Annotated in this window: 19 protein-coding genes; 7 read left to right on the forward strand and 12 right to left on the reverse strand. The window is 67.9% G+C overall.

Annotated features, from left to right (window positions below):
* Positions 1 to 761, reverse strand: a 761-nt coding sequence (locus tag N800_RS08155) for a hypothetical protein (RefSeq protein ID WP_156962919.1), incomplete at its 3' end; no start/stop codon positions are given.
* Positions 762 to 1,140: 379 nt separating this feature from the next.
* On the opposite strand from N800_RS08155, the gene N800_RS08160 reads away from it, so the two are divergent.
* Positions 1,141 to 2,136 (forward strand): polyprenyl synthetase family protein, encoded by a 996-nt coding sequence (locus tag N800_RS08160; protein WP_036136856.1) that lies wholly within the window; start codon positions 1,141 to 1,143, stop codon positions 2,134 to 2,136.
* Positions 2,137 to 2,164: 28 nt separating this feature from the next.
* Here the strand turns inward: N800_RS08160 and murD are convergent, their stop codons facing one another.
* From murD to N800_RS08175, 3 genes are read right to left on the reverse strand one after another with little or no spacing between them, the layout of a single operon-like run.
* The gene (murD, locus tag N800_RS08165; RefSeq protein WP_036136857.1) at positions 2,165 to 3,565 is read right to left on the reverse strand and encodes a UDP-N-acetylmuramoyl-L-alanine--D-glutamate ligase; all 1,401 of its coding nucleotides are present in this window, start codon (positions 3,563 to 3,565) and stop codon (positions 2,165 to 2,167) included.
* On the reverse strand, positions 3,546 to 4,907 hold the full coding sequence (gene murL / locus N800_RS08170) for a UDP-N-acetyl-alpha-D-muramoyl-L-alanyl-L-glutamate epimerase (RefSeq protein ID WP_052108078.1): 1,362 nt from the start codon (positions 4,905 to 4,907) through the stop codon (positions 3,546 to 3,548). Before murL ends, murD begins: the two co-directional genes overlap by 20 nt.
* Positions 4,908 to 4,918: 11 nt before the next feature.
* A complete protein-coding gene (locus N800_RS08175; RefSeq protein ID WP_036136858.1) occupies positions 4,919 to 7,513 on the reverse strand; it encodes a bifunctional aspartate kinase/diaminopimelate decarboxylase in 2,595 nt (864 codons plus the stop codon).
* Positions 7,514 to 7,685: 172 nt separating this feature from the next.
* On the opposite strand from N800_RS08175, the gene N800_RS08180 reads away from it, so the two are divergent.
* Positions 7,686 to 8,567: a PhzF family phenazine biosynthesis protein gene (locus tag N800_RS08180; RefSeq protein ID WP_036136860.1), complete on the forward strand. Its 882-nt coding sequence runs from the start codon at positions 7,686 to 7,688 to the stop codon at positions 8,565 to 8,567.
* Positions 8,568 to 8,653: 86 nt separating this feature from the next.
* Here the strand turns inward: N800_RS08180 and N800_RS08185 are convergent, their stop codons facing one another.
* The 3 genes from N800_RS08185 to N800_RS08195 form a co-directional block, all read right to left on the reverse strand.
* Positions 8,654 to 9,319, reverse strand: coding sequence for a glycine zipper 2TM domain-containing protein (locus N800_RS08185; RefSeq protein ID WP_036137031.1), 666 nt, complete (start codon positions 9,317 to 9,319; stop codon positions 8,654 to 8,656).
* Between the two features lie 91 nt (positions 9,320 to 9,410).
* Positions 9,411 to 10,085, reverse strand: coding sequence for an alpha/beta fold hydrolase (locus tag N800_RS15310; RefSeq protein WP_052108062.1), 675 nt, complete (start codon positions 10,083 to 10,085; stop codon positions 9,411 to 9,413).
* Positions 10,086 to 10,100: 15 nt separating this feature from the next.
* Positions 10,101 to 10,538, reverse strand: a complete 438-nt coding sequence (locus tag N800_RS08195) for an OsmC family protein (RefSeq protein WP_036136861.1) — start codon at positions 10,536 to 10,538, stop codon at positions 10,101 to 10,103.
* Between the two features lie 261 nt (positions 10,539 to 10,799).
* Here N800_RS08195 and fusA point away from each other — a divergent pair, with 261 nt between their 5' ends.
* Positions 10,800 to 12,848, forward strand: a complete 2,049-nt coding sequence (gene fusA / locus N800_RS08200) for an elongation factor G (RefSeq protein WP_036136863.1) — start codon at positions 10,800 to 10,802, stop codon at positions 12,846 to 12,848.
* Positions 12,849 to 12,895: 47 nt separating this feature from the next.
* Here the strand turns inward: fusA and N800_RS08205 are convergent, their stop codons facing one another.
* Positions 12,896 to 13,348: a thioesterase family protein gene (locus N800_RS08205; RefSeq protein WP_036136865.1), complete on the reverse strand. Its 453-nt coding sequence runs from the start codon at positions 13,346 to 13,348 to the stop codon at positions 12,896 to 12,898.
* 73 nt (positions 13,349 to 13,421) lie between these two features.
* On the reverse strand, positions 13,422 to 13,730 hold the full coding sequence (locus N800_RS08210) for a hypothetical protein (RefSeq protein ID WP_036136868.1): 309 nt from the start codon (positions 13,728 to 13,730) through the stop codon (positions 13,422 to 13,424).
* A gap of 177 nt (positions 13,731 to 13,907) precedes the next feature.
* Between N800_RS08210 and N800_RS08215 the strand changes: the two genes are divergently transcribed.
* The 4 genes from N800_RS08215 to N800_RS08230 all read left to right on the forward strand — a co-directional run bounded on the left by N800_RS08215 (position 13,908) and on the right by N800_RS08230 (position 16,218).
* Positions 13,908 to 14,231, forward strand: a complete 324-nt coding sequence (locus tag N800_RS08215) for a helix-hairpin-helix domain-containing protein (protein ID WP_036136870.1) — start codon at positions 13,908 to 13,910, stop codon at positions 14,229 to 14,231.
* A 214-nt stretch (positions 14,232 to 14,445) separates the two neighbouring features.
* Positions 14,446 to 15,012, forward strand: coding sequence for a DUF1439 domain-containing protein (locus tag N800_RS08220; protein ID WP_156962920.1), 567 nt, complete (start codon positions 14,446 to 14,448; stop codon positions 15,010 to 15,012).
* Between the two features lies 1 nt (position 15,013).
* Positions 15,014 to 15,712, forward strand: a complete 699-nt coding sequence (locus N800_RS15315; RefSeq protein ID WP_156962921.1) for a hypothetical protein — start codon at positions 15,014 to 15,016, stop codon at positions 15,710 to 15,712.
* Positions 15,713 to 15,753: 41 nt separating this feature from the next.
* Entirely contained in the window at positions 15,754 to 16,218 is a 465-nt protein-coding gene (locus N800_RS08230; protein ID WP_052108067.1) for a PIN domain-containing protein, read from the forward strand.
* Positions 16,219 to 16,263: 45 nt separating this feature from the next.
* On the opposite strand, the gene N800_RS08235 is transcribed toward N800_RS08230, so the two are convergent.
* The 3 genes from N800_RS08235 to N800_RS08245 form a co-directional block, all read right to left on the reverse strand.
* Positions 16,264 to 18,534, reverse strand: a complete 2,271-nt coding sequence (locus N800_RS08235) for a DUF5916 domain-containing protein (protein ID WP_036136871.1) — start codon at positions 18,532 to 18,534, stop codon at positions 16,264 to 16,266.
* A 110-nt stretch (positions 18,535 to 18,644) separates the two neighbouring features.
* Positions 18,645 to 19,475: a 3-hydroxybutyrate dehydrogenase gene (locus N800_RS08240; RefSeq protein WP_036136872.1), complete on the reverse strand. Its 831-nt coding sequence runs from the start codon at positions 19,473 to 19,475 to the stop codon at positions 18,645 to 18,647.
* A 201-nt stretch (positions 19,476 to 19,676) separates the two neighbouring features.
* Positions 19,677 to 20,213: an SET domain-containing protein gene (locus tag N800_RS08245; protein WP_084087364.1), complete on the reverse strand. Its 537-nt coding sequence runs from the start codon at positions 20,211 to 20,213 to the stop codon at positions 19,677 to 19,679.
* Between the last annotated feature and the right edge of the window lie 37 nt (positions 20,214 to 20,250).

The raw sequence follows: 20,250 nt of genomic DNA on the forward strand, positions 1-20,250 counted from the left end.
CCGTCGACGGCGGTAAACGCAAATGAGTCTGGAGCAGCATCAGGCAAGGTCTGCTTGGTAACGTCCACATGGCCCGCCACCACGATGTTGCTGACCGAGGCCGTGCCGCCGGTGCACTTGGAGGTGGTTCCGGCACGCACGACCCCGGGGCCCGTGCAGACACCGCCGGTGTTCTGGCTGTATGCCAGCGTGTAGGGCATGACCAGCTTGCCATCAGCGCCCGCGGTGCAAGTCAGCTTCACATTCTGGACGGTGACGGTCGCGGATCCGTTGGCGTTGAAGTCGCCACAGGTATCAGTGGGCTGGGTGCCCGCATCCAGATCGGCAAACGGCGCCGGCGATTCCGGAAAGGTCGCAACCGAACACGTGCCGCCCAACTGCGCGGGATTGTTGCCGTCCTCTCCCATGAACAGGCCGATGTCATAACGATCCGTAGAATTGGACTGCAGCGTGAGTTGCACGCTGACCGTGATTTCCGACCCCGCCGTGCACGTGGTCGGAGCGCTGAGCGCTTGCGCGGTCACGATGTGCGAGAAGTCGTTGGCGGTGCACCCGAGGTTCGTCGGGTTGTCCATTCGATTGGCAAGGCAGGACAAGCTATTGGTGGCCGTGACCGTCTGGGCCTGCGCCGCGGGCGTTGCGCTCACCATCAGGAGCAGGCAGGCCAAGGCCATTGACGCGAGGTGTCGCGAGCGAAACACGCCGGATCGAGTTCCGGGCATTGCCGCGTTGGTATTTTTGTTTCCAGTTCCTGTGGCCATCTCGGCGCTCCCACTCCACTGCGTCATCGTCGGGAAATGCGGACGCCCAGCCGGCGCATGCGCGCCTGGCCAAGCGACAAGAAAGACGTGTGGGTGCGAGGCCGCGCGGTCGGACGTGCCGACGCGCTTCGACAACCTCGGTAGTGCCCCTATGACAGAACCCGGCTTCCGCCGGCCTCCCCATCAACCCCCCTCTCACCCTGCCGTTACGTCGGAAGTGAACTCGACCGGACAAAAATGAGACATAAGTCTCGTTTTTCTCGCCAATTGGTTAATTCACTGTTAATAATTGCTTCACATTAGTTGAGCGCTGGCCTGTGCGCGGGGGGAAACCGCACCCAACGCCTATACTTGTGGCCCCTCGCCCACCCGACACTCCATGCACGCCCAAGACGCCGCCTCCGCCCTCGACCTGAAGACGATCCAGGCCCTGGCCCAGGAGGACATGGCGGCGGTGGACGCGTTGATTCGGCGGCGGCTGGCCTCGGACGTGGTGCTGATCAACCAGATCGCCGACTACATCGTCAGCGCCGGGGGCAAGCGCCTGCGGCCGATGCTGCTGCTGCTGGCGGCGGGCGCGCTGGGCCACCGTGGCGCGGATGCGCACCAGCTGGCGGCCGTGGTGGAGTTCATCCACACCTCCACGCTGCTGCACGACGACGTGGTGGACGAATCCGACCTGCGCCGCGGCCGCAAGACCGCCAATGCCGTGTGGGGCAACGCCGCCAGCGTGCTGGTCGGCGATTTCCTCTACTCGCGCAGCTTCCAGCTGATGGTGGAACTGGACAGCATGCAGGTGCAGCGCATCCTGGCCGACACCACCAACCGCATTGCCGAAGGCGAAGTGCTGCAGTTGCTGCACGTACGCAACCCGGACACCGACGAGCCGGCCTACCTGCGGGTGATCGAGCGCAAGACCGCGGTGCTGTTCGCCGCCGCCACCCGGCTGGGCGCGCTGCTCGCGGGTGCGAGTCCGGCGGTGCAGCAGCAGTTGTTCGACTACGGGCTCAACCTGGGCTATGCCTTCCAGATCGCCGATGACGTGCTCGACTACGCGTCTGACGCCGAGACGCTGGGCAAGAACCTCGGCGACGACCTGGCCGAGGGCAAGGCGACCCTGCCGCTGATCCACGCCATCCGCCATAGCGACGAAGCCACCCGCCAGCTGCTGCGCACCGCGATCGAACACGGTGACACCTCGGCCATGCCAGCGGTCATGGCCGCCATCCATGCCACCGACGGCCTTGGCTACAGCCGCCAACGGGCACGCGACTACGCGGTGCTGGCCGAGCAGTCACTCGACACGCTGGAAGACAACGACTACGTCGCCGCGCTCCGCGGCCTGGCGCGCTACGCCGTCAGCCGCGACCACTGAGTCGCGGCGCGGTCCTCAGGGGCCGGGTTCAGGCGATGCCTAGCCCGGGAATCGCACTGATGCTGTCCGGATCGAATCCGGCGAGTGCGGCGAAATGACGGCCGCGCGCCACATAGTCCCGATACGGTCCGAAGCTCGGCGCGCCAGGCGACAGCAATACCACCCCGTCATGCCCGAGCACCGCCTGGGCCTGCGTGATTGCAGCCGACAGGTCTTCCGCAGCGGACAGGACGAAGCGTCCCTGCTGGGCCAAGGGCAGCAGGAGTTCATGAATGCGCGGGCCGTTCTGCCCCATGGTCACGATGGCCAGCGGCGCGTCGTGTCGCATCGCTTCGGCAAAGTCATGCCAGTCCACGCCACGGTCGTGACCGCCCGCCAGGAGGGCGATGCGACGGCCACGGAAGCAATCCAGCGCGGCCAGGCTGGCAAACGGCGTGGTGCTGATCGAGTCGTTGACCCAAGTCAGCCCATCGCGCACACCCAGCGTCTGCAGCCGGTGCGGCAGCGGCTTGAAGTCGGCGGCATGCGGCGCCAGCGCCACCGCGTCCAACCCGAGCGCCTCGATCGCGGTAAGTACGGCGCACAGGTTGCCTCGGTTATGGCGACCCGGCAGCGGCAATGACAGCGTGTCCATGACCAGCGTGTCGCCGCGGTAGAGCAGGTCCTCGCGCAGGTGCCAACCTTCGGCGTGACCGAAGTGGCGGACCTCGCTGTCAGGCAACACCAGGCCCGCCAGATGCGGGTCGTCGGCGTTGATGATCACGATCTTCGGGCGCGCGCCGGTCAGCAGGCGCAGCTTGTCCTCGACATAGCGGGCTTCGCTGCCATGCCAGTCCAAGTGCTCGGGGAAGAGGTTGAGGACGATGGCGACCTCGGGCCGTGCGCCGCTCTCGGCCACGTCGCCGGTCTGGTAGCTGGACAACTCGATGGCACGGAACGCGGGCACCGGCGACTCCGCCAGCTCCAGCAGCGGCAGCCCAATGTTGCCGGCCAGCGCAGTGACGTGGCCACCCGCGCGCAACAGATGCGCCAGCAGCGACGTGGTGGTGCTCTTGCCCTTGGTGCCGGTGACGCAGACGGTGTCGGCAACGAAGCCGTCAGCGCCCGCATGCTCGGCGAACCACAGCGCCGTGCCACCGAAGAAACGAGTACCCTGCGCCTGCGCCGCCTGGGCTTCGGGTTTGTAAGGGCTGATGCCTGGCGACTTCACCACCACATCGAAGGCCGACAGCCGCTCGGCGCTGGCTGCGGTTTCCACCGCCAGCAGCGGATCGGCCAGGGCCACCGCATCAGCGGTCTCCTCGGCGCTGCAGAACAACGTCAGCGGCAGGCGCGGCAGTTGCGTGCGGATGGCGCGATAGGCCGCCCTGCCCTCGCGTCCCCAGCCCCAGAGCGCAACCCGCTGGCCATCAAGCTGCAAGATGCGCACGCAGGCGGTCCCACAGCTTGGCGGGGATACGGTGCTCCTCATCGATCACCAGCAGCGGTGCGATGGCCAGTTCCGTGGCGTCCAACTGCGGCAGGATCTCGCGCGCGAAACGCTTGACCAGTTCATCCTCACGCCACTCCGGACGTGCGGCCAGCGCAGCCATCGCGGCGCGCGACTCCTTGCCCTCGCCCACGCATTCGAACGGCTTGTGATCCTGGAATTCGAGCAGGGCGTCGTAGCCGCCGGTCTGGGCCGGATCATCCAGCAGGTTACGGCCAAAGATGCCCACCAGCCGCGGCTTGGGCATGAACGGCGCAAGCGCCAGGAACACGAAGTGGCACTTGGGGCACACGCCGCACCAGCGGTTGGCCGGGCGCTCGCCCAGGATGTGGAAGTTGCGGTTGCAGCTGCTGAAGTGCGCGTCGTAGCGATCGGTGCGGGTGAACTGCCGCGCCACCGCCAACTCGCTGAGTGGACGCAACAAGGAGTAGTAATGCAGGTCGGCCGCGACGTGTTTCTCCACGTAGTCACCAAAGGCCGACTCGAACGCCCAGCCCTTGGACCACTGATGGTTCACCTCCCCGGTGCCCTCGATCAGGCTGCCGTAGCTGGCCGAGCGCTCATTGGAGAACACCACCTGGTCCACGCCGTGCAGCAGCGCGGCCAGCACCAGGATCGCGGAATTCACCGCGGTCACCGGGATGTGGCCGTTCCAGGCGCCTTCGCGGTTGTAGTCGAACAACTGCGGCGCCAATGCGCGGCCCAGGTTGAGCGTGGGCAGGCCGGTGCGCTCGGCGCAGGCCTTGATCAGCTGCGAGCCACCGATCCAGGTCACGGTCTGGTCGATGCCCAGCGCGCGCAACGCCTCGATGCTGACCAGCGAATCCTTGCCGCCGCCGATGGCGACCAGCGCGTGCTCGCGCAGACCCAGCGCCGGGGCGGCCGCATCGGCATCGGCCCCGTGCGGGAAGCGGATCCTGCCGTGCAGGTTGAGGCCGTTGCGGTAGGCGAACTCGCCCAGGCCATGCAGGTACACCGACTCCAGCAACGCGGCCGTCTCGGCATCGATCGTGTACGACTCGATGCGGATTTCCCCGGGCACCGCCGCCTTGTAGTAGCTCACGCCGGTGATCAGGTGCAGCAGCTGCAACGCGCGCTGCACCGCCGCGGCACGGGCCGCATCCAGGGCGAACGGTGCACCCGGGATGGTGATGGTCTCCACCAGTTCCGGGCCGTCGTCGAAGGCGTACACCAGCCGTGCGACGCCCGTCGCCGCATCCAGCTCGCAACGCACGAACCGGAACGCCTTGATGCCGTCACGCTGGAACCGCCACTCGCCCATGTCCACACCCATCACTCGGTTTTTCCCAACACCTGCTCGGCCGGCAGGGCCCGCAGATTGTATGTGTTTGCCATCGCCATGCCGTAGGCGCCCGCGTCGGCCACCAGCAGCACGTCACCCTCGACCGTCGCCGTAGGCAGCAGACGGCCACGACCCAGCACATCGCCGGTCTCGCAGATCGGTCCGACCACGTCGAAGGCCTGCGTAGCCCCATCGTCCAAACGGGTGAGGTTGTGGATGCCGTGGTAGGCCTCGTACATCGCTGGGCGCATCAATGCGTTCATGCCTCCATCGCCACCCACGCGGCGCACGCCGTCCTTCTCCACCACCTGGGTCACCGTGAGCAGCAGCACGCCCGATTCCGCGACCAGGTAGCGGCCCGGCTCGATAACCAGGCCGAAGCGCGGGTACTCAGCCTTGATCTCGTCCAACCCCGCACGCCACGCGACAAGGTCGAATGCCTCGGCGTCAGGCGTGTACGGGATGGGCAGGCCGCCGCCGATGTCGATGAACTCGATGGTGCCCACGCTGTCTGCGAGTCCCGCGAGGTTGGCATATACATCGCGCCAGTGGCGCGGATCGTCGATGCCGCTGCCCAGGTGGGCGTGCAGGCCACTGATCCGCACGCCCAGCTTGTTGGCCTCGCTGACGAACGCATCGAAACGTGCCACCGGCAGGCCGAACTTGGCGGCGACGCCACCAGTGCGCACCTTCTCGTGGTGGCCCTCGCCATGGCCCAGGTCCAGGCGCAGCCACAGCGTGCGGCCACGGAACACCTCCGGCCAGCGCTGCAGTGCCTCGATGTTGTCCAGGGTGACGTTGACGCCCCGCGCGAAGGCCGCCTCGTACTCGCGACGCGGCGCGAAGCTGGGGGTGAACAGCACGCGTTGCGGCGCCATGTTCGGCACCACGCTGAACACGTGGTCCAGCTCCGCTTGCGACACGCACTCCAGGCCGAAGCCTTCGGCCACCACCGCCTGCAGGATGGCCGGGTACGGATTGGCCTTGATCGCGTAGAAGCAGCGATCGATGGCCGTGATCGACGCCAGTGCGCGTGCACGGGCGCGCACGGTGTCCAGGTCGTAGACGTAGCGTGGCGTTCCCGCCTGCGCGGCCTGCAACAGCGCCTTGCGCTGGGGCGACCACCACGGCGTTCCGCGCTGCATCTTGCCGTGTGCGATTTCCTTCCAGCTGGGACCGAAGACGCTGGCGTCCTGCACCGGCATCGCGCCGCAGCGCACCAGTTCTGCGTGCAGTTGCGGCAGCAGGCCGTCGGCGTCGGCCTCGTCGATCACGAAGGTCAGGTTGAGGTCGTTGGACGACTGCGAGATCAGGTGTACGCGCTCGCGCCCGAACGTGGCCCAGATGTCCGACAGCTTGTGCAGCAGCGAACGCATGCCGCGGCCGACCAGGGTGATGGCCGCGCACGGCGCGATCACCTTGACCCGGCATACCTCGGCCAGGTCCTCGGACAGCGCGGCCAGCACGTTGCTGCTGACCAGGTTCTCGCTGGGGTCCAGCGACACGGTCACGTTGGTTTCCGAAGAGCCGATCAGGTCGATCGACAGGCCGTGGCGCTTGAAGCGTTCGAACACGTCGGCCAGGAAGCCAACCTGCTGCCACATGCCGATGCTTTCCATCGACACCAGCACGATGCCGTTGCGCCGGCTGATCGCCTTGACGCCCGGCACGGTGGCGGCCAGTGCGTCGATACGCGTGCCCAGCTCGTCGGGGCGCTCGGTGTCCAGGATGGCCATCGGCACGCCGGCCTCGCGGCACGGGCCGATGGAGCGTGGGTGCAGCACCTTGGCACCGGTGGTGGCGATTTCCTGCGCCTCGGCGTAATGCAGGCGCGACAGCAGGCGCGCGTCGGGCACGTCGCGCGGGTTGGCGCTGAACATGCCCGGCACGTCGGTCCAGATCTCGACGCGCCTGGCCTTGAGCAGCGCGCCGAAGTACGCCGCCGAGGTGTCCGACCCGCCGCGGCCAAGGATGGCGGTACCGCCATCCTCATGCCGGGCGATGAAGCCCTGGGTGATCAGCATGGCCGTGGGCTGCGCGGCGAAGCGGTCGGCGAAACCGGCATCGGCCTGCGTGCGGCAGTTCACCGACAGCCGGCCCGACCACTCGCTCTGGTTGGGCAGCGCGATGGCATCGAGCCAGTTGCGCGCGTCGCACCAGCCAAAATCGTGGCCCTGCGAACGCAGGTAGGCGGCCCCGATGGTGGAGGAGAGCAGCTCGCCCTGTCCCAGCACCTCGGCCTGCCAGTCCAGCGCGCGCGTCGCGGTGCGCGGATCGGTGGCCAGCGCCTGCAGCGCGGCCAGACGCTCGCCCAGCACTGCGTCGGCATCCAGATCCAGTTCCGCGCAGAACGCCCGATGGCGTTCCACCAGCCCGGCGATGCGGCCATCGATGCCGTCACCGTCGGCGATGGCCTGCAGCTCGTTGGTCACGCCCGACAGGGCGGACACCACCACCAGCACGCGGGCGTCGTCCCCCGTCATCCGTTTGGCGGCTATGCGGCCAATGGTGTCCCAACGGTTGCGGCGGGATACCGAGGTACCACCGAACTTGAGTACAACCCATCGCTGCGATTGCGCCGACACGGTCTTTCGATCTCCAGGGAAAGGGGTCGCACATTGTCCCCTGAAACCGGCGGGCGATGTAGGGCCATTGCACCGGCAACGGCACCGTCAGGGCCAGCACCAAAGGCCTAGAATGCCCTGCTCGCCCCCGGCCCCGGCTGGCCGGCGCCCTCCTCCCAAGGATGTCCCCCCAATGACGCTCCGCCACTACGTCCAGCTGGACGTGTTCGCCGACCGGCCCGGTGCCGGCAACCCCCTGGCCGTGGTGCTGGATGCCGAAGGCCTGGACGACGCGACGATGCAGGCCATCGCCCGCTGGACCCGCCTGCCGGAAACCACGTTCGTTTTCCCGCCCACGCAGCCCGGCGCCAGCTACCGTGTGCGGATGTTCAGCCCGCGCCGGGAGGTGCCGTTTGCCGGCCACCCCAGCGTAGGCACTGCGCATGCGGTGATGGAAGCCGGCTTGGCCGCGCCGAAGGACGGCCTGCTGTGGCAGGAGGGCATCGCCGGCGTGCTGCCGCTGCGCGTGGTGGGCGAAGGCCCCAGCCGCAGCATCGCCGTGCGCACGCCGCGTGCGCGTGCCGTGGAAGTGGCCTCCGCCGCGGATCCGCGACTGGCACCGGCCCTGCATGGCCTGGCGCTGGGTGCACTGCCGCCCGCACTGATGGACGGTGGCCGCCGCTGGTGGCTGGCCGAACTGGCAAACGAATCCGCGCTGCGCACCGCCACGCCGGACTGGACGGCGATCAGCGCGCTGGCACAGGCGACCGATTCGATGGGTCTGTTCGTCTACGCCCGCAGCGATGACCCGGTCTATTACTACGCCGTGCGCGCGTTCGTCGGCGCGCCGGCGCAATTCGAGGACGCTGCATCGGGGGCGGCCAACGCCACGCTCGCCGCCTGGCTGGCGAACCAAGGCGCCTTACCGAATGCCGAAGGCCGGTACCGGGTCAGCCAAGGCCGCGAAGTCGGCCACGACGCCATCATCGACCTGCACGTGGATGCCGAAGGCGAGGTCTGGTCCGGCGGCCGGGTGTGCGACGTGGTGAGCGGCCACATCACCTGGGAACACTGAAAAAAAGACGCCGACCGGGTAACCCCGGGCGGCGCCTCCCCCTGTGAAACCGAGGGCTCCGTTGCGGCACTTCCCGCCGCGACGGCTTACTCCGGCCGCACGTCCACGCGCACTCGGATGCGGTCGCCGGGGTGGTGGTTCATGCGGGTGGTGTATCGACGGCCGGCGTACTCGTACGTCACGTCATACGCGTCGATGGCGCGCTCATTGCTGGCATAGCGGCCATCCACCGGCTCTGGGTCGCACACGCGCGTGGTGGCGTTGCGCTGGCGCTGGTTCTGCTCGTAGATCTGCTTGCCGGCCATGCCGCCCACCATCGAGCCGATGGCCGAGGTGGCGTAGCGCGCCGAGCCGCCGCCCACCTGGCTGCCGACCACCGCGCCCACCACGCCACCGATCACGGTGGCCACCGTGCTGCCGGTCTGGCTGCCCGTGCGGTAGTTGCCGTTCTGGTCGTAATAGCCGTCACGGCGGCCATCGCGGTAGCCGTCGTAGCCGCGGTCATTGCGGTATGGGTCGTAGCTGCCGCCGGCCTGCACCGGGCTGTCGTAGCAGCGCTGGCCGCGCGTGGAGGCGTAGCCGGAATCGAACACCGGATCGACGCGGATCACCCGCGCGTAGTCGGACTGCGACGTGGTGCCGGAATAGCCGTTCGAATAGGCATCGCGGCCCGCATCGTAGGACTGGGCCGACGCGGTGCCGGCGGTGACCGCCAGGGCAAGCGCAAGGGACGAGGAAAGAAGGCGGTTCATCATGGCTCCCAGACGCCGGCATGGCGTGGAGCGATCCTCGGGCGCGGGCGGTTAAACCGGGCTGAACCTGCGTAAAGGCCGTGTGAAGCGTTCAGGCCTGCGACAGCCAGTCGGCTACACGGGCGGCCAGCGAGGGCGCGTGACGGCCCAACAGCGGCGACACGTGATCCCCGGGTACGCTCCATTGTTCGGCAGTCCACGCTGCAGCCAGCGCCGCGGTTACCGTTGCAGGCACGTCCGTGTCATCGGTTGAAGCAATGCACAGCAGCGGGCACGCGGGTCGCTCGACAGCCACGGTGCCGGCTTCGCACAGCACCCGACCCGATTCGTCACGCCAATGCCGGAAGGCGAACAGCGCCGTGGCATCGTCGCTGTCGGGCAACGCGCGTCGGGTGCCATCCAGCCGCGCGGTCCGCCGCCAAGGCACTACCTCGGGATAATCGCGCGTTGGCAGCGAGCGGTTCCATGGCGCAGGCGGCAGGGGATTGACCAGCACCAACGCATCGGCTGCATCGGCGCATCGCAGCGCCAGCAGGCCACCGAGACTGGCGCCCACCAGCGCGCGCGGGCGCCGCGCCGCGAGCAATGCCGCGCGCACCTGCGCCTCGTAATCATCGAGGCCCGTGGTCCCTAGTCCACCCACCGCCGGACTCAACTCCAGAGTAAACACATCGATGCCACGCGCCGCCAGCACCCCGCGCCACAGGTTCCACTCCCACGCACCGCCGCCCGCGCCGTGCACCAGCACGGCGTGCCCGATCCCCATGGACTGCATCCGCCGTCAGCTGACCAGCATCGCCGACATCGTCACCGGCACCGCCAGGGCGCGCGAGATCACGCAACCGGCCTTGGCCGATTCGGCGATCTCCTCGAACTGCTCGGGGGTGATGCCCGGCACCTTGGCATTGACCACCAGGTTGACCCCGGTGACCGTCGGCCCCGGATCCATGCCCGGCTCCATCGTCACCTCGGCGCGGGTCTGGATGCTGTCCGGCGGGAAACCCGCCTTCTCCAACACCGCCGACAGCGCCATGCTGAAGCAGCCCGCATGCGCCGCCGCCAGCAGTTCCTCCGGGTTGGTTCCCTTCTCGTCACCAAAGCGGGTCTTGAACGAGTAGTTCTGGTTGGCGAACAGCCCGCTCTGCGGCGTGCTCATCGCGCCCTTGCCCGCCTCCAGCCCGCCGTGCCACACCGCGTCCGCGTAACGCTTGAAGGCCATGTCACCACTCCTTGTCATGAGGGACGCCAAGCCTACCCCGCCAACTGTTAAACCCAAGCAGGCGCCGCGCAAACCCCGCCACCGACCGGCGTGTGCCGTGCCCCCCGCAACTTGACCCGCACCTCCAACAGAGTGACCCTAGCCCCCCGGCCCCGCGCCGGGCACCCCGCCATGACCGCCCGCCGAGCGCCACCCGCTCCGGCGCGAAGCGCGGACAGCCATGACGGCCTTCCCACCCTTGTCACAGGGAGAAGTCCGCTCATGTCCTACAGCACAGCGTCCATCCGCAACGTGGCCCTCGCAGGCCACCCCGCCGCCGGCAAAACCACCCTGTTCGAAGCCCTGCTGCAGGCCGGCGGCACCCTCCAGACGGCAGGCACGGTCGAGCGCGGCAGCACCGTCTCCGACTTCGACCCGATGGAGAAACAGCGCGGCCATTCGATGGATGCCGCCATCGCCAGCACCGACCACGGTGGCATCCACCTCAACCTGATCGACACCCCCGGCTACCCCGACTTCCGCGGCCCCGCGCTGTCCGCGCTGGCGGCGGTGGAAACCGTGCTGGTGGTGGTCGACGCCGACCGCGGCGTGGAGTACGGCACGCGGCGCATGCTCGAGTACGCAAAGACGCGCAACCTGTGCTGCGCCATCGTCATCAACAAGATCGACCACGCCGATGCCGATGCCGCCGGCGTGTTGGAGGCGCTGCGCACCGACATCGGTCCCGAGTGCCTACCGCTGAACCTGCCGGCCGACGGTGGCAAGCGCGTGGTCGACTGCTTCGGCAGCAACGCGGGTGAGAGCGATCTCGGCCCCGTCGCCGACTGGCACCAGAAGATCATCGACCAGGTGGTGGAGGTCAATGAGACGGTGATGGAGCACTACCTGGACCTGGGCGAAGGCGGCCTGTCCGGGCAGGAACTGCACGACGCCTTCGAGCAGTGCCTGCGCGAGGGCCACCTGGTACCGGTGCTGTTCTGCTCGGCGCGCAGCGGCGTGGGCATCAAGGAACTGCTGGACGTGGCCGAGCGCCTGTTCCCCAACCCCGCCGAGGCCAACCCGCCCGCGTTCCACAAGCTCAACGGCCACGGTCCCGAGCCTGTTGAAGCCACGCCCGATCCGGCGGCACACGTCATCGCCGACGTGTTCAAGATCGTCAACGACCCCTTCGTCGGCAAACTGGGCGTGTTCCGCGTTTACCAGGGCACGGTGAAGAAGGACACGCAGCTGTTCGTCGACGACGGCAAGAAGCCGTTCAAGGTCGGCCACCTGTTCAAACTCAAGGGCAAGGAGCACGTGGAGATCGACCAGGCGGTCCCCGGCGACATCGCGGCGGTGGCCAAAGTGGACGAGCTGCACTTCGACGCGGTGCTGCACGACAGCCACGACGAGGACCAGATCCACCTCGCGCCACTGGACTTCCCCAAGCCGATGTTCGGCCTGGCGATCGAGGCCGCCAGCAAGGGTCAGGAGCAGAAGCTGGCCAATGCGCTGCACAAACTGGCCGAGGAAGACCCGTGCTTCCATGTCGAGCACGAAGCCGAGACCAACGAGACCGTGGTGCGCGGGCTGTCCGACCTGCACCTTCGCGTGAACCTGGACCGGCTGAAGGAACGTTACGGCGTGGAGGTGAGATCCCGTCCGCCGCGCATCGCCTACCGCGAAACCATCAGCACCAAGGCCGAGGGCCACCACCGGCACAAGAAGCAGACCGGCGGCGCGGGCCAGTTCGGCGAGGTGTTCCTGCGCATCGAACCGTTGCCGCGCGGTACCGGCTTCGAGTTCGTGGACGAGGTCAAGGGCGGCACCATTCCCGGGCAGTTCCTGCCCGCGGTGGAGAAAGGCGTGCGCCAAGTGCTGCAGCACGGGGCGGTTGCCGGTTACCCGATGCAGGACGTGCGCGTGATCGTGTACGACGGCAAGCATCACCCGGTGGACAGCAAGGAGATCGCGTTCGTGGCGGCGGGCAAGAAGGCGTTCCTCGATGCCATCTCGAAGGCCCGCGCACAAGTGCTGGAACCGATCGTGGACCTGGAGGTCAGCGCCGCCGAGCAGCACATGGGCGACATCAGCGGTGGCCTGGCCGGCAAGCGTGCGCGCATCAACGGCACCGACGCCGCGCGTGGCGGCGAGATCGTGGTCAAGGCGCAGGTGCCGTTGTCCGAACTGGAGGGCTATGCGGCCGAGCTGAAATCGGTGACGGCCGGACGTGGGCGCTACTCGATGGATTTCAGCCACTACGAGCCGGTGCCGGCACCGATGCAGCAGAAGTTGATGGAGGCGTACAAGCCGCGAGTGGAGGAGGATTGAGCACCCCGGGCGGGCTCGCCCGCCCGCGGCGTCGACTGAATGCCGGGTCAGGCTCGCGGCTTGACGCTTGACGGAAGGACCGTGAAGTCGTCCGTCCGCTCCAGCGAATTCATCGCGTCCAGGAGCAGCGGTGGCGGTGCGACCAACTTGCGCTCAACCAGGTTGAGCCAGCCTCCCAGGCTGGTGACCCGCGCGCTGAGCTTCCCGTCGGGCCGGAAAACTTCGTGGCGGAGGAGGAAACGGCTGCCGTCCAGCGAATGACCCGCGATTGCGTAGGTCACCGAGATCCGCTGTTGCAGATGGATCTCGCTGAAATACTCGACCTCGTCCTTCATCACTACCGGCCCAATCCGGAGGCGCAGGAATTCCTCAATGGGAAAGCCATTCTCGATCAGGTACATCTGGCGAACGTCGGCGGCCTTGTCGAGGTACGCCGTGTTTTTCATGTGGGAATTGAAGTCCATGTCCGCCCAGCCCGCATAAAGCGTCTTGGTGTACATCGTTTCCTCCGCCGCGCACACAGACGTGCCGCGGCGCTACCGCGCGGCAGCTTCCGGAGCGCCTGTCAACGCATCAGGCCGCCCATTTCTTCCCAAGGGCTTCCAAACCGGCCTTCTGCAGATCTTCCGGGCTCATCACGATGCGGAACTTGCAATTGGCGTTGAAGTTTAGGAAGAACGGTTCCGCGAAGGTGGGCACGTCCGATGGCGCCTTCAAATCAATCACGAAGATTCCGCAGCGGGTTCCATCCTGCTCGGTGAAGTAAGCGGCCTCGGGCTTGATCGCCTGCAGGATCCGGTCCATGACCTCGCCCGCCTTTCCGCTCCGGACGAGGGAGTTGAAGGGTTCATGCGGGATTTCGGCTGTAAGCAGCATTTTCATGAGCTGCGTTCCTTATCTTTGCGGAGTTGAGGGACGTGCCCCCGATCCGGCCACGACTGCCGGCAGAAGCTGCAGTCTCAAGATACCGGCGTTAAAAGGGCGTACAGCCCGTAGCGTTCGTATCCGCCTTGCCCCTTATGGCGCAAACTACCGGGGCCCGCACTACCTCGCTCCGCCATGCCCAAAGCCACCCGCGCCGCCGACGCCCGCCGACTCACCGACATCCCCAACATCGGGCCGGCCATGGCCGGTGACCTGCGACTGCTGGGCGTGGAAGCACCGCCGGACCTGCACGGACAGGACCCGGTGGCCCTTTACCTGCGGCTGTGCCGCCTGACCGAGGCGCGCCACGATCCGTGCGTGCTGGATACGCTGATGGCCGCCGTGGCGTTCATCGAGCACGACGATGCGCGGCCGTGGTGGGCTTTCACGGAGCAGCGCAAGCGCGACTGGCCGACGGTCGAGGCGGCGCTGCCGGCAGCGCTGCGACGGACAGGTTGAACGGTGCATCTTCCCGGCATGCTCGCGCACCCTGCGCCGATGCCCGCGCACCCATCGCCCCTGCTCAAGCATCGGATCAGTGTGGGCGCGCCTTCGCGCCAGCGACGGGCACGGCAACCGGTCACACAACCGACTTGCCGCCGCGAGCGCACTAACCGACCATTCACCCCCGCCGCCTAAGGTGGTGTTTTCCAACCACCCAACGGACCCTGCCATGCGCCGCCCGCTCCTTCTCGCTTTGTTCGCCCTGCTCGCCGCCGTGGTCATCGCCGGCTGTTCCACGCTCAATGCCGTGGGCGCGCTGCTGGGCAACCAGCTCACCTTCACCCCGCTGCAACTGCAGGGCTCGCTCGACCGTAATTTCCCCAAGCGCTACGACCGCCTCGGCGGACTGGTGTCGATGACGCTTATGAACCCGCGCCTGTCGATCCCGCAGGGCACCAACCGCCTGCGCGTGGACTTCGATGTGGGCATCGGCGCCATGGGCAGCGACAGCTCGCGCCCCAGCGGCCGCTTCGGCCTGTCCAGCGCGCTGCGCTTCAACCCGTCCACCCGCGGCCTGCACCTGGAGCAGCCGGCGCTGGAGAACGTGGACGTACCCATGCTCGGCGGCGTGATGAACACCAGCACCCGCCAACTGCTCAACACCTGGCTCACCGACTACGCGCGGACCGAGCCGGTCTACCGCTTCGACAACACCCTGCTCGACCGCCTGGGCTCGCGCCGCATCGGCCGCACCGATATCCAGAACGGCCTGGTGGTGGTCAATCTGGACAACTGACATGCCCCTGCTCCGCCCCGCCATCCTTGTTTTGACAGCGTTGCTGCTGGCCGCGTGCGGCAAGGACGGCGCGACCTCGTCGACCCAGGGCCCCAACGGCGAGACGGACGGCACGCTGCCCGTCCCGGCCGGCGCATCGGGCAGCGTCACCGGTATGCCCAACCGCCCCGGCCCCGGCCCGGTGGGCGTACAGGGCGTGGAGCAGCCGCCGACCGAGGTGGCGCTCGACGCGGACGGCAACCCGCTGCCCGTCGACGGCGACGGCATGCCGGTGGATGGCGCTGCGGTCGAGGGCGTGCCGGAGGGCAGCGACGAGGCGGCGGGCGAGCCGACCGCCAACGACGCAGTCGCGGTGCTGCGCGATTACTTCGCCGCCATCAACAGCGGCAACTTCGCCCGCGCTTACGCGCTGTGGGCCGACGGCGGGCGCGCCAGCGGGCAGTCGCCACAGGGTTTCGCCGACGGCTTTGCCGACACCACCGGCCTCTCGGTGGAACTGATGCCGCCGGGGCGCGTGGACGCCGCGGCCGGCTCGCGTTACGTGGAAGTGCCGGTGACCCTGCGCGCCAACCTGCGCGACGGTGGCGAACGCCGCCTGACCGGCGCCTTCACCCTGCGCCGCGCGGTGGTCGATGGCGCCACCGCCGAACAGCGCGCGTGGCGCATCGCCACCGCCGACCTGCGCGACGTGGCACCCTGATCCCGGTCGTCGCGCCACCGCCGGCGCGACGACATGACGGCATGACCGACCACCCGCCCGCACGACCCACCCCGCCCGCGCCACCACGGCTGGTGCTGGACACGAATGCCTGCCTGGACCTGTTCGTGTTCGCGGCACCGGAAGTGGCGGGGCTGCATGCCGCACTCCGTCAGGGCGATGTCGTTGCCGTCACCAATGCCGAGTGCCGTGCGGAGTGGCTGCGGGTATTGCGCTATCCGCTACTGAAGTTGGATGAGGCCGGCATCGCCGCCGCGACCGCCGCGCACGATGCTTTGGTCGAGTGCGTCGAGAATCAACCCGATACCGGGGTACGCCTGCCCCGGTGCGCCGATCCCGACGACCAGAAATTCCTGCAACTCGCGCACGCCTGCGGCGCGCGCTGGCTGCTCAGCCGCGACAAGGCGCTGCTGGCGCTCGCCCGCCGAACACAACGCGACAGCCTGTTCCGCATCCTGGAGCCGGCCCACTGGCAGCACGACGCCTGACCGCGGTGCGCGCCGACGGGGCAGGCAGGTCACCGCCCCACGCCGTCACAGCTCGAAGCGGTAGGCCAGCTTCACCAGCAACTGCTCGCTGTCGCGCAGACTGAAGCTGTCGCGCCACTGCTCGCCCGCCCCGGTGGAGAACTCATCGAACATGTAGCCGCCTCGGCCATACACCACGTACAGGTGCGACAAGGGCGCGAGTTCGTAGCGGTAGCGCACCTGGAAGCCGAGGTTGCGCAGGCTGAAGTCGGTGACCGGCTCGCCGGTGGGCACCACGGTCCGGGCGCGGCCGTCGGGCAGCACTTCCACGGCCTCCTTCAACTCGGCGTCCAGGCCGATCGCCTGCAGCTTCACGCGCAACTCCTGTCGCTCGCCCATCGCCCAGTTCAGGCCCGCAGACAACGACAACGCGGTTTCATCGTAGCGGCCGACGATATTGTCGTAGCGCCACACCAGCCAGTCCGGCGTCAGCTCGGCCGACACGCCGGCGAACACGTTGAGCGCGTCGCTGACGTAATAGGTGGGCTCGAAGTACAAATCCACTTCCAGCTGCCGGTTGCCCGACAGGCCACCGCCGCCGAGCCAGCCTTCCGCCTTCCACGACCAGTCGCCCTTGCGCGGACGGAAGCGCTCCCAGTTCAGGCTGGCGTTGGGCGGGCGATACAGCGCGTGCCCGCCGCGGGTCAGCAGGTCGTCGTACGAGGCACTGTTGACGTTGAGCTGTGCGAACTCCTCGCCGCCGTCACGGCGCTGGCTCTGCGCGATGGCGCGGAACTGGCGCTGCAGGCGCAGGCCGTCGTCGTTGTCGATGCCGATCGCGCGCAGGCGCAGGTCGACGGCGGAATACGCGCTCGCTGCAGGCAGATCCGTGAAGCGACGACTCACCTGCCAGTGGCCGTAGTTGAGATCGTTACGCGACAGATAGCCGAAATCGTTGATCTCGAACGCGCCACCAAAATGCAGGGCCAGCCACTGGTGGCGCCAGCGCGGATTCATTTCGTAGTTGACCAGCAGCGTGGCGCCGGTGTCATGGCTGTCGTCGGCCACTCGGGTAGGCACACCATCCACGTCCACCGTGTTGTCGTCGCGGATGTCGCTGCCGACCACGCTGGCCATCACCGTCACCTTGTCGCCGGCCTTCCAGCGATGGTCCACGCCGACCACGTTGGCCTCGCGCTGCAGCCACGGCCGGTCCACGTGCGTGGCCATCAGGCCCAGCGAATGCGCACCCAACTCCCGCTGCAGGCGCAGCGCGCTGAACGAGCGCCCGGCGTCGCCCTTCTCCTCGGCCATCATCACGCCGTAGTTGGTGGCACCGAGGCTGCCGTTGAGCTTGACCGCGGCGGCAATCTCCGCCGGCCCACGGCCGTCGTCGGCCTGTCCACCCACCCGGCGGGTGTAGATCAGCTGGCTGTTGTCCAGCAGCAGGCCGAAGTCGAACACGCCCTGGTTCTCGGTGAAGAACGGCCGCTTGTCGCTGAAGAAGGTCTCCTCCGCGCCGAAGTTGACCACCAGGTCGTCGCTCTCCACCTGGCCGAAATCCGGGTTGATGGTGGCGGTCAGCTGGGTCTGGCCGTTGGGCTTCCAGAAGATGTCCGCGCCGGCGTCGAAATGCTGGTGGCCACCCACCTGGTCATGCACGCCCACCACGTACGGGGTCACTGCCAGCAGCGACTGCGTGTGCGCGGCCACTTCGACCTTCTCGAAATCCGACAGGTAACGCGGGCGCGTCCAGTTGGCGTTGACCGAGGCCACGCGCTCGCCGGTGGTGCCGATCACCCGGTCCAGGTACAGACCGATGGTGCGGGTATCGCCATCGGCCTTGCGCATCGGCGCGATGTACCACGGGATCAGCATCTCGACGTACCAGCCGGCCTCGTCCTCGCTGACAGCGTGCTTCCAGTTGCCGTCCCAGTCGTCGCGGAAGTTGGACTCGTTGGTGACGATCTCGTCGGCGATGCCATCGGCCAGCGTGACCATGAAGTTGTAGCCGGTGCGGCCATCACCGTCGAAGTCCACGACCACGTTGACGCGGTCCATCGGCGCGTCCTCGTCGCGGCGGGTGCGGTGGCGGGTGCGCGGCACGTCGGCCGACTGCAGGTTGCGGAAGGCGATGGCCAAGCCTTCGGGCGTGGACTTCACCCACGCCTCGGTCGGCTGCGGGGCCGGCCCCCACGACAACGGCTGGGTCAGGCGGAATTCGCTGACGTGACGGGCATCGGCCCATTCATCCGGGTCGATCCGACCATCGATCTCCAGCGCATGGGCCGGCAAGGTGAGGGCGGAGAGGATGGCGAGGGCAAGGATCGAGCGCATGGAATCGGGGCCGTCAATGGCAGGGGTGGCGCGCATCCTACCCGCCCCCCGCCCGGCCCGCCGACTGGCACAAGTCACGGCAACCTTTTGCCGTTCAGCTGCATCCGCGACTACTGCATGTGCCAGCCGTGGCTGATCACGAAGCTCTGCCCGGTCAACGCCGCGCTGGGGAATTCGGTGAGGAAACGCACGGTCTGCGCCACGTCTTCCACGGTGGTGAAGATGCCGTCCACCGTGCCACCCAGCATCACCCGGCTGACCACCTCCTCCTCGCTGATGCCCAGCTCACGCGCCTGCTCGGGGATCTGCTTGTCCACCAGCGGCGTACGCACGAAGCCCGGACACACCACGTGGGTGCGCACGCCACGCTTGCCACCTTCCTTGGCCAGCGTGCGCGACAGGCCCAGCAGGCCGTGCTTGGCGGTCACGTAGGCCGACTTCAGCGGCGAGGCCAGGTGCGAATGCACCGAGCCCATGTAGATGACCGTGCCGCCGCGCGGCTTGCCATCGGCACCCTCCGCGTACATGTACGGCAGCGCCGCCTTGGTGGTCAGGAACGCGCCATCGAGGTGGATGGCCAGCATCTTCTTCCAGTCGGCGTACGCGAACTGCTCGACCGGGTTGACGATCTGGATGCCGGCGTTGGACACCAGGATGTCGATGCCGCCGAACTGCGCGGCAACGCCGTTGATGCCGGCATTGACCGCGTCCTCGTCGGTGACGTCCATCGCCAGGCCCACCGCGTGCCCGCCCGCGGCGGTGATCTCCGCGGCCACGGCATCGGCGCCGGCCTGGTTGAGGTCGGCGATGGCGACGATGGTCCCGCCGCGTGCCAGTTCCTGGGCGATGGCCTTGCCGATGCCGCTGGCCGCGCCGGTGACGACCGCGACCTTGCCTTCAATCGAACTCTTTCCGCTCGAACCCGTTCCAGTCGAAACCATGGGGGACTCCTCGTGCCGTCCGCCGCGCGGCGGACCCGGTGATGACGTTGCGCCCACGGTGGCAGGCGCGTGTTACGCCAGTGTCTCGCGGGCAGAAGGCAGCGGCCATCGCCCGTTGGTACGTGGCGTCCCGGGCAAGCGCGCGGTAGCCCGGGGCGGTCGCGGCCGCTGCCCGGCGACCGCGTGCTCCGGAGCGTCTGCTCAACCGGCCTTCTGCGCGTGCAGGCGCAGCTTCTCCGCCTTCTCCGCTTCCTGGCGCTCTTTCTTCTTCTCGGACTTGGGCTGCAGCATGGTGCCCGTGCACGCCGGCGAGCCGCAGCGGCAGGCCCAGATCTCCTTCAGCCGCTTGGTGTGCTTCTCGGCCAGGGTGATGCCGTAGTTGTAGGACAGCTCCTCGCCCTTGGCGATGTCGCGCACGGCCTCGATGAACACCCGGTCCTTGCGCGGGTCGCCACCTTCGTCCTCTTCCAGCACCGCCTCGCAGTTGGGGTCGCAGCTGTGGTTGATCCACTTGGCCACGCCCCCCTCGTAATTGGCGTCGATCACGTATTCGTCGTTGAGCGTGAACAGGAAGGTGTGCCCGGAATCGGCGTCGCCGGTGTCGCCCGCATCCACCTCCTCGTGCGTGCGCCGACGCCCCTTGTACTCGACGACGCGTTCGCCCTTCTTGATGGCAGCGGTGGCAAACACCCCGTTGCCGTGGATGGCGGAACGGCGGGCGGCAATCTTGCTCGGCATGGGCGGGTCCGGTCGGTGGTTGGGTTGATTCTCGCTT

Source organism: Lysobacter daejeonensis GH1-9 (genome assembly GCF_000768355.1).
Classification (GTDB): domain Bacteria; phylum Pseudomonadota; class Gammaproteobacteria; order Xanthomonadales; family Xanthomonadaceae; genus Aerolutibacter; species Aerolutibacter daejeonensis.

What these genes read in the sequence shown, in the direction of transcription:
- N800_RS08160 (WP_036136856.1), top strand. Translation starts at nt 1,141, where the DNA reads ATGCACGCCCAAGACGCCGCCTCCGCCCTCGACCTGAAGACGATCCAG.
- murL (WP_052108078.1), bottom strand. Translation starts at nt 4,907, where the DNA reads ATGGGCGAGTGGCGGTTCCAGCGTGACGGCATCAAGGCGTTCCGGTTC.
- N800_RS08180 (WP_036136860.1), top strand. Translation starts at nt 7,686, where the DNA reads ATGACGCTCCGCCACTACGTCCAGCTGGACGTGTTCGCCGACCGGCCC.
- N800_RS08185 (WP_036137031.1), bottom strand. Translation starts at nt 9,319, where the DNA reads ATGAACCGCCTTCTTTCCTCGTCCCTTGCGCTTGCCCTGGCGGTCACC.
- N800_RS15310 (WP_052108062.1), bottom strand. Translation starts at nt 10,085, where the DNA reads ATGGGGATCGGGCACGCCGTGCTGGTGCACGGCGCGGGCGGCGGTGCG.
- N800_RS08195 (WP_036136861.1), bottom strand. Translation starts at nt 10,538, where the DNA reads ATGGCCTTCAAGCGTTACGCGGACGCGGTGTGGCACGGCGGGCTGGAG.
- fusA (WP_036136863.1), top strand. Translation starts at nt 10,800, where the DNA reads ATGTCCTACAGCACAGCGTCCATCCGCAACGTGGCCCTCGCAGGCCAC.
- N800_RS08205 (WP_036136865.1), bottom strand. Translation starts at nt 13,348, where the DNA reads ATGTACACCAAGACGCTTTATGCGGGCTGGGCGGACATGGACTTCAAT.
- N800_RS08210 (WP_036136868.1), bottom strand. Translation starts at nt 13,730, where the DNA reads ATGAAAATGCTGCTTACAGCCGAAATCCCGCATGAACCCTTCAACTCC.
- N800_RS08215 (WP_036136870.1), top strand. Translation starts at nt 13,908, where the DNA reads ATGCCCAAAGCCACCCGCGCCGCCGACGCCCGCCGACTCACCGACATC.
- N800_RS08220 (WP_156962920.1), top strand. Translation starts at nt 14,446, where the DNA reads ATGCGCCGCCCGCTCCTTCTCGCTTTGTTCGCCCTGCTCGCCGCCGTG.
- N800_RS15315 (WP_156962921.1), top strand. Translation starts at nt 15,014, where the DNA reads ATGCCCCTGCTCCGCCCCGCCATCCTTGTTTTGACAGCGTTGCTGCTG.
- N800_RS08230 (WP_052108067.1), top strand. Translation starts at nt 15,754, where the DNA reads ATGACCGACCACCCGCCCGCACGACCCACCCCGCCCGCGCCACCACGG.
- N800_RS08235 (WP_036136871.1), bottom strand. Translation starts at nt 18,534, where the DNA reads ATGCGCTCGATCCTTGCCCTCGCCATCCTCTCCGCCCTCACCTTGCCG.
- N800_RS08240 (WP_036136872.1), bottom strand. Translation starts at nt 19,475, where the DNA reads ATGGTTTCGACTGGAACGGGTTCGAGCGGAAAGAGTTCGATTGAAGGC.
- N800_RS08245 (WP_084087364.1), bottom strand. Translation starts at nt 20,213, where the DNA reads ATGCCGAGCAAGATTGCCGCCCGCCGTTCCGCCATCCACGGCAACGGG.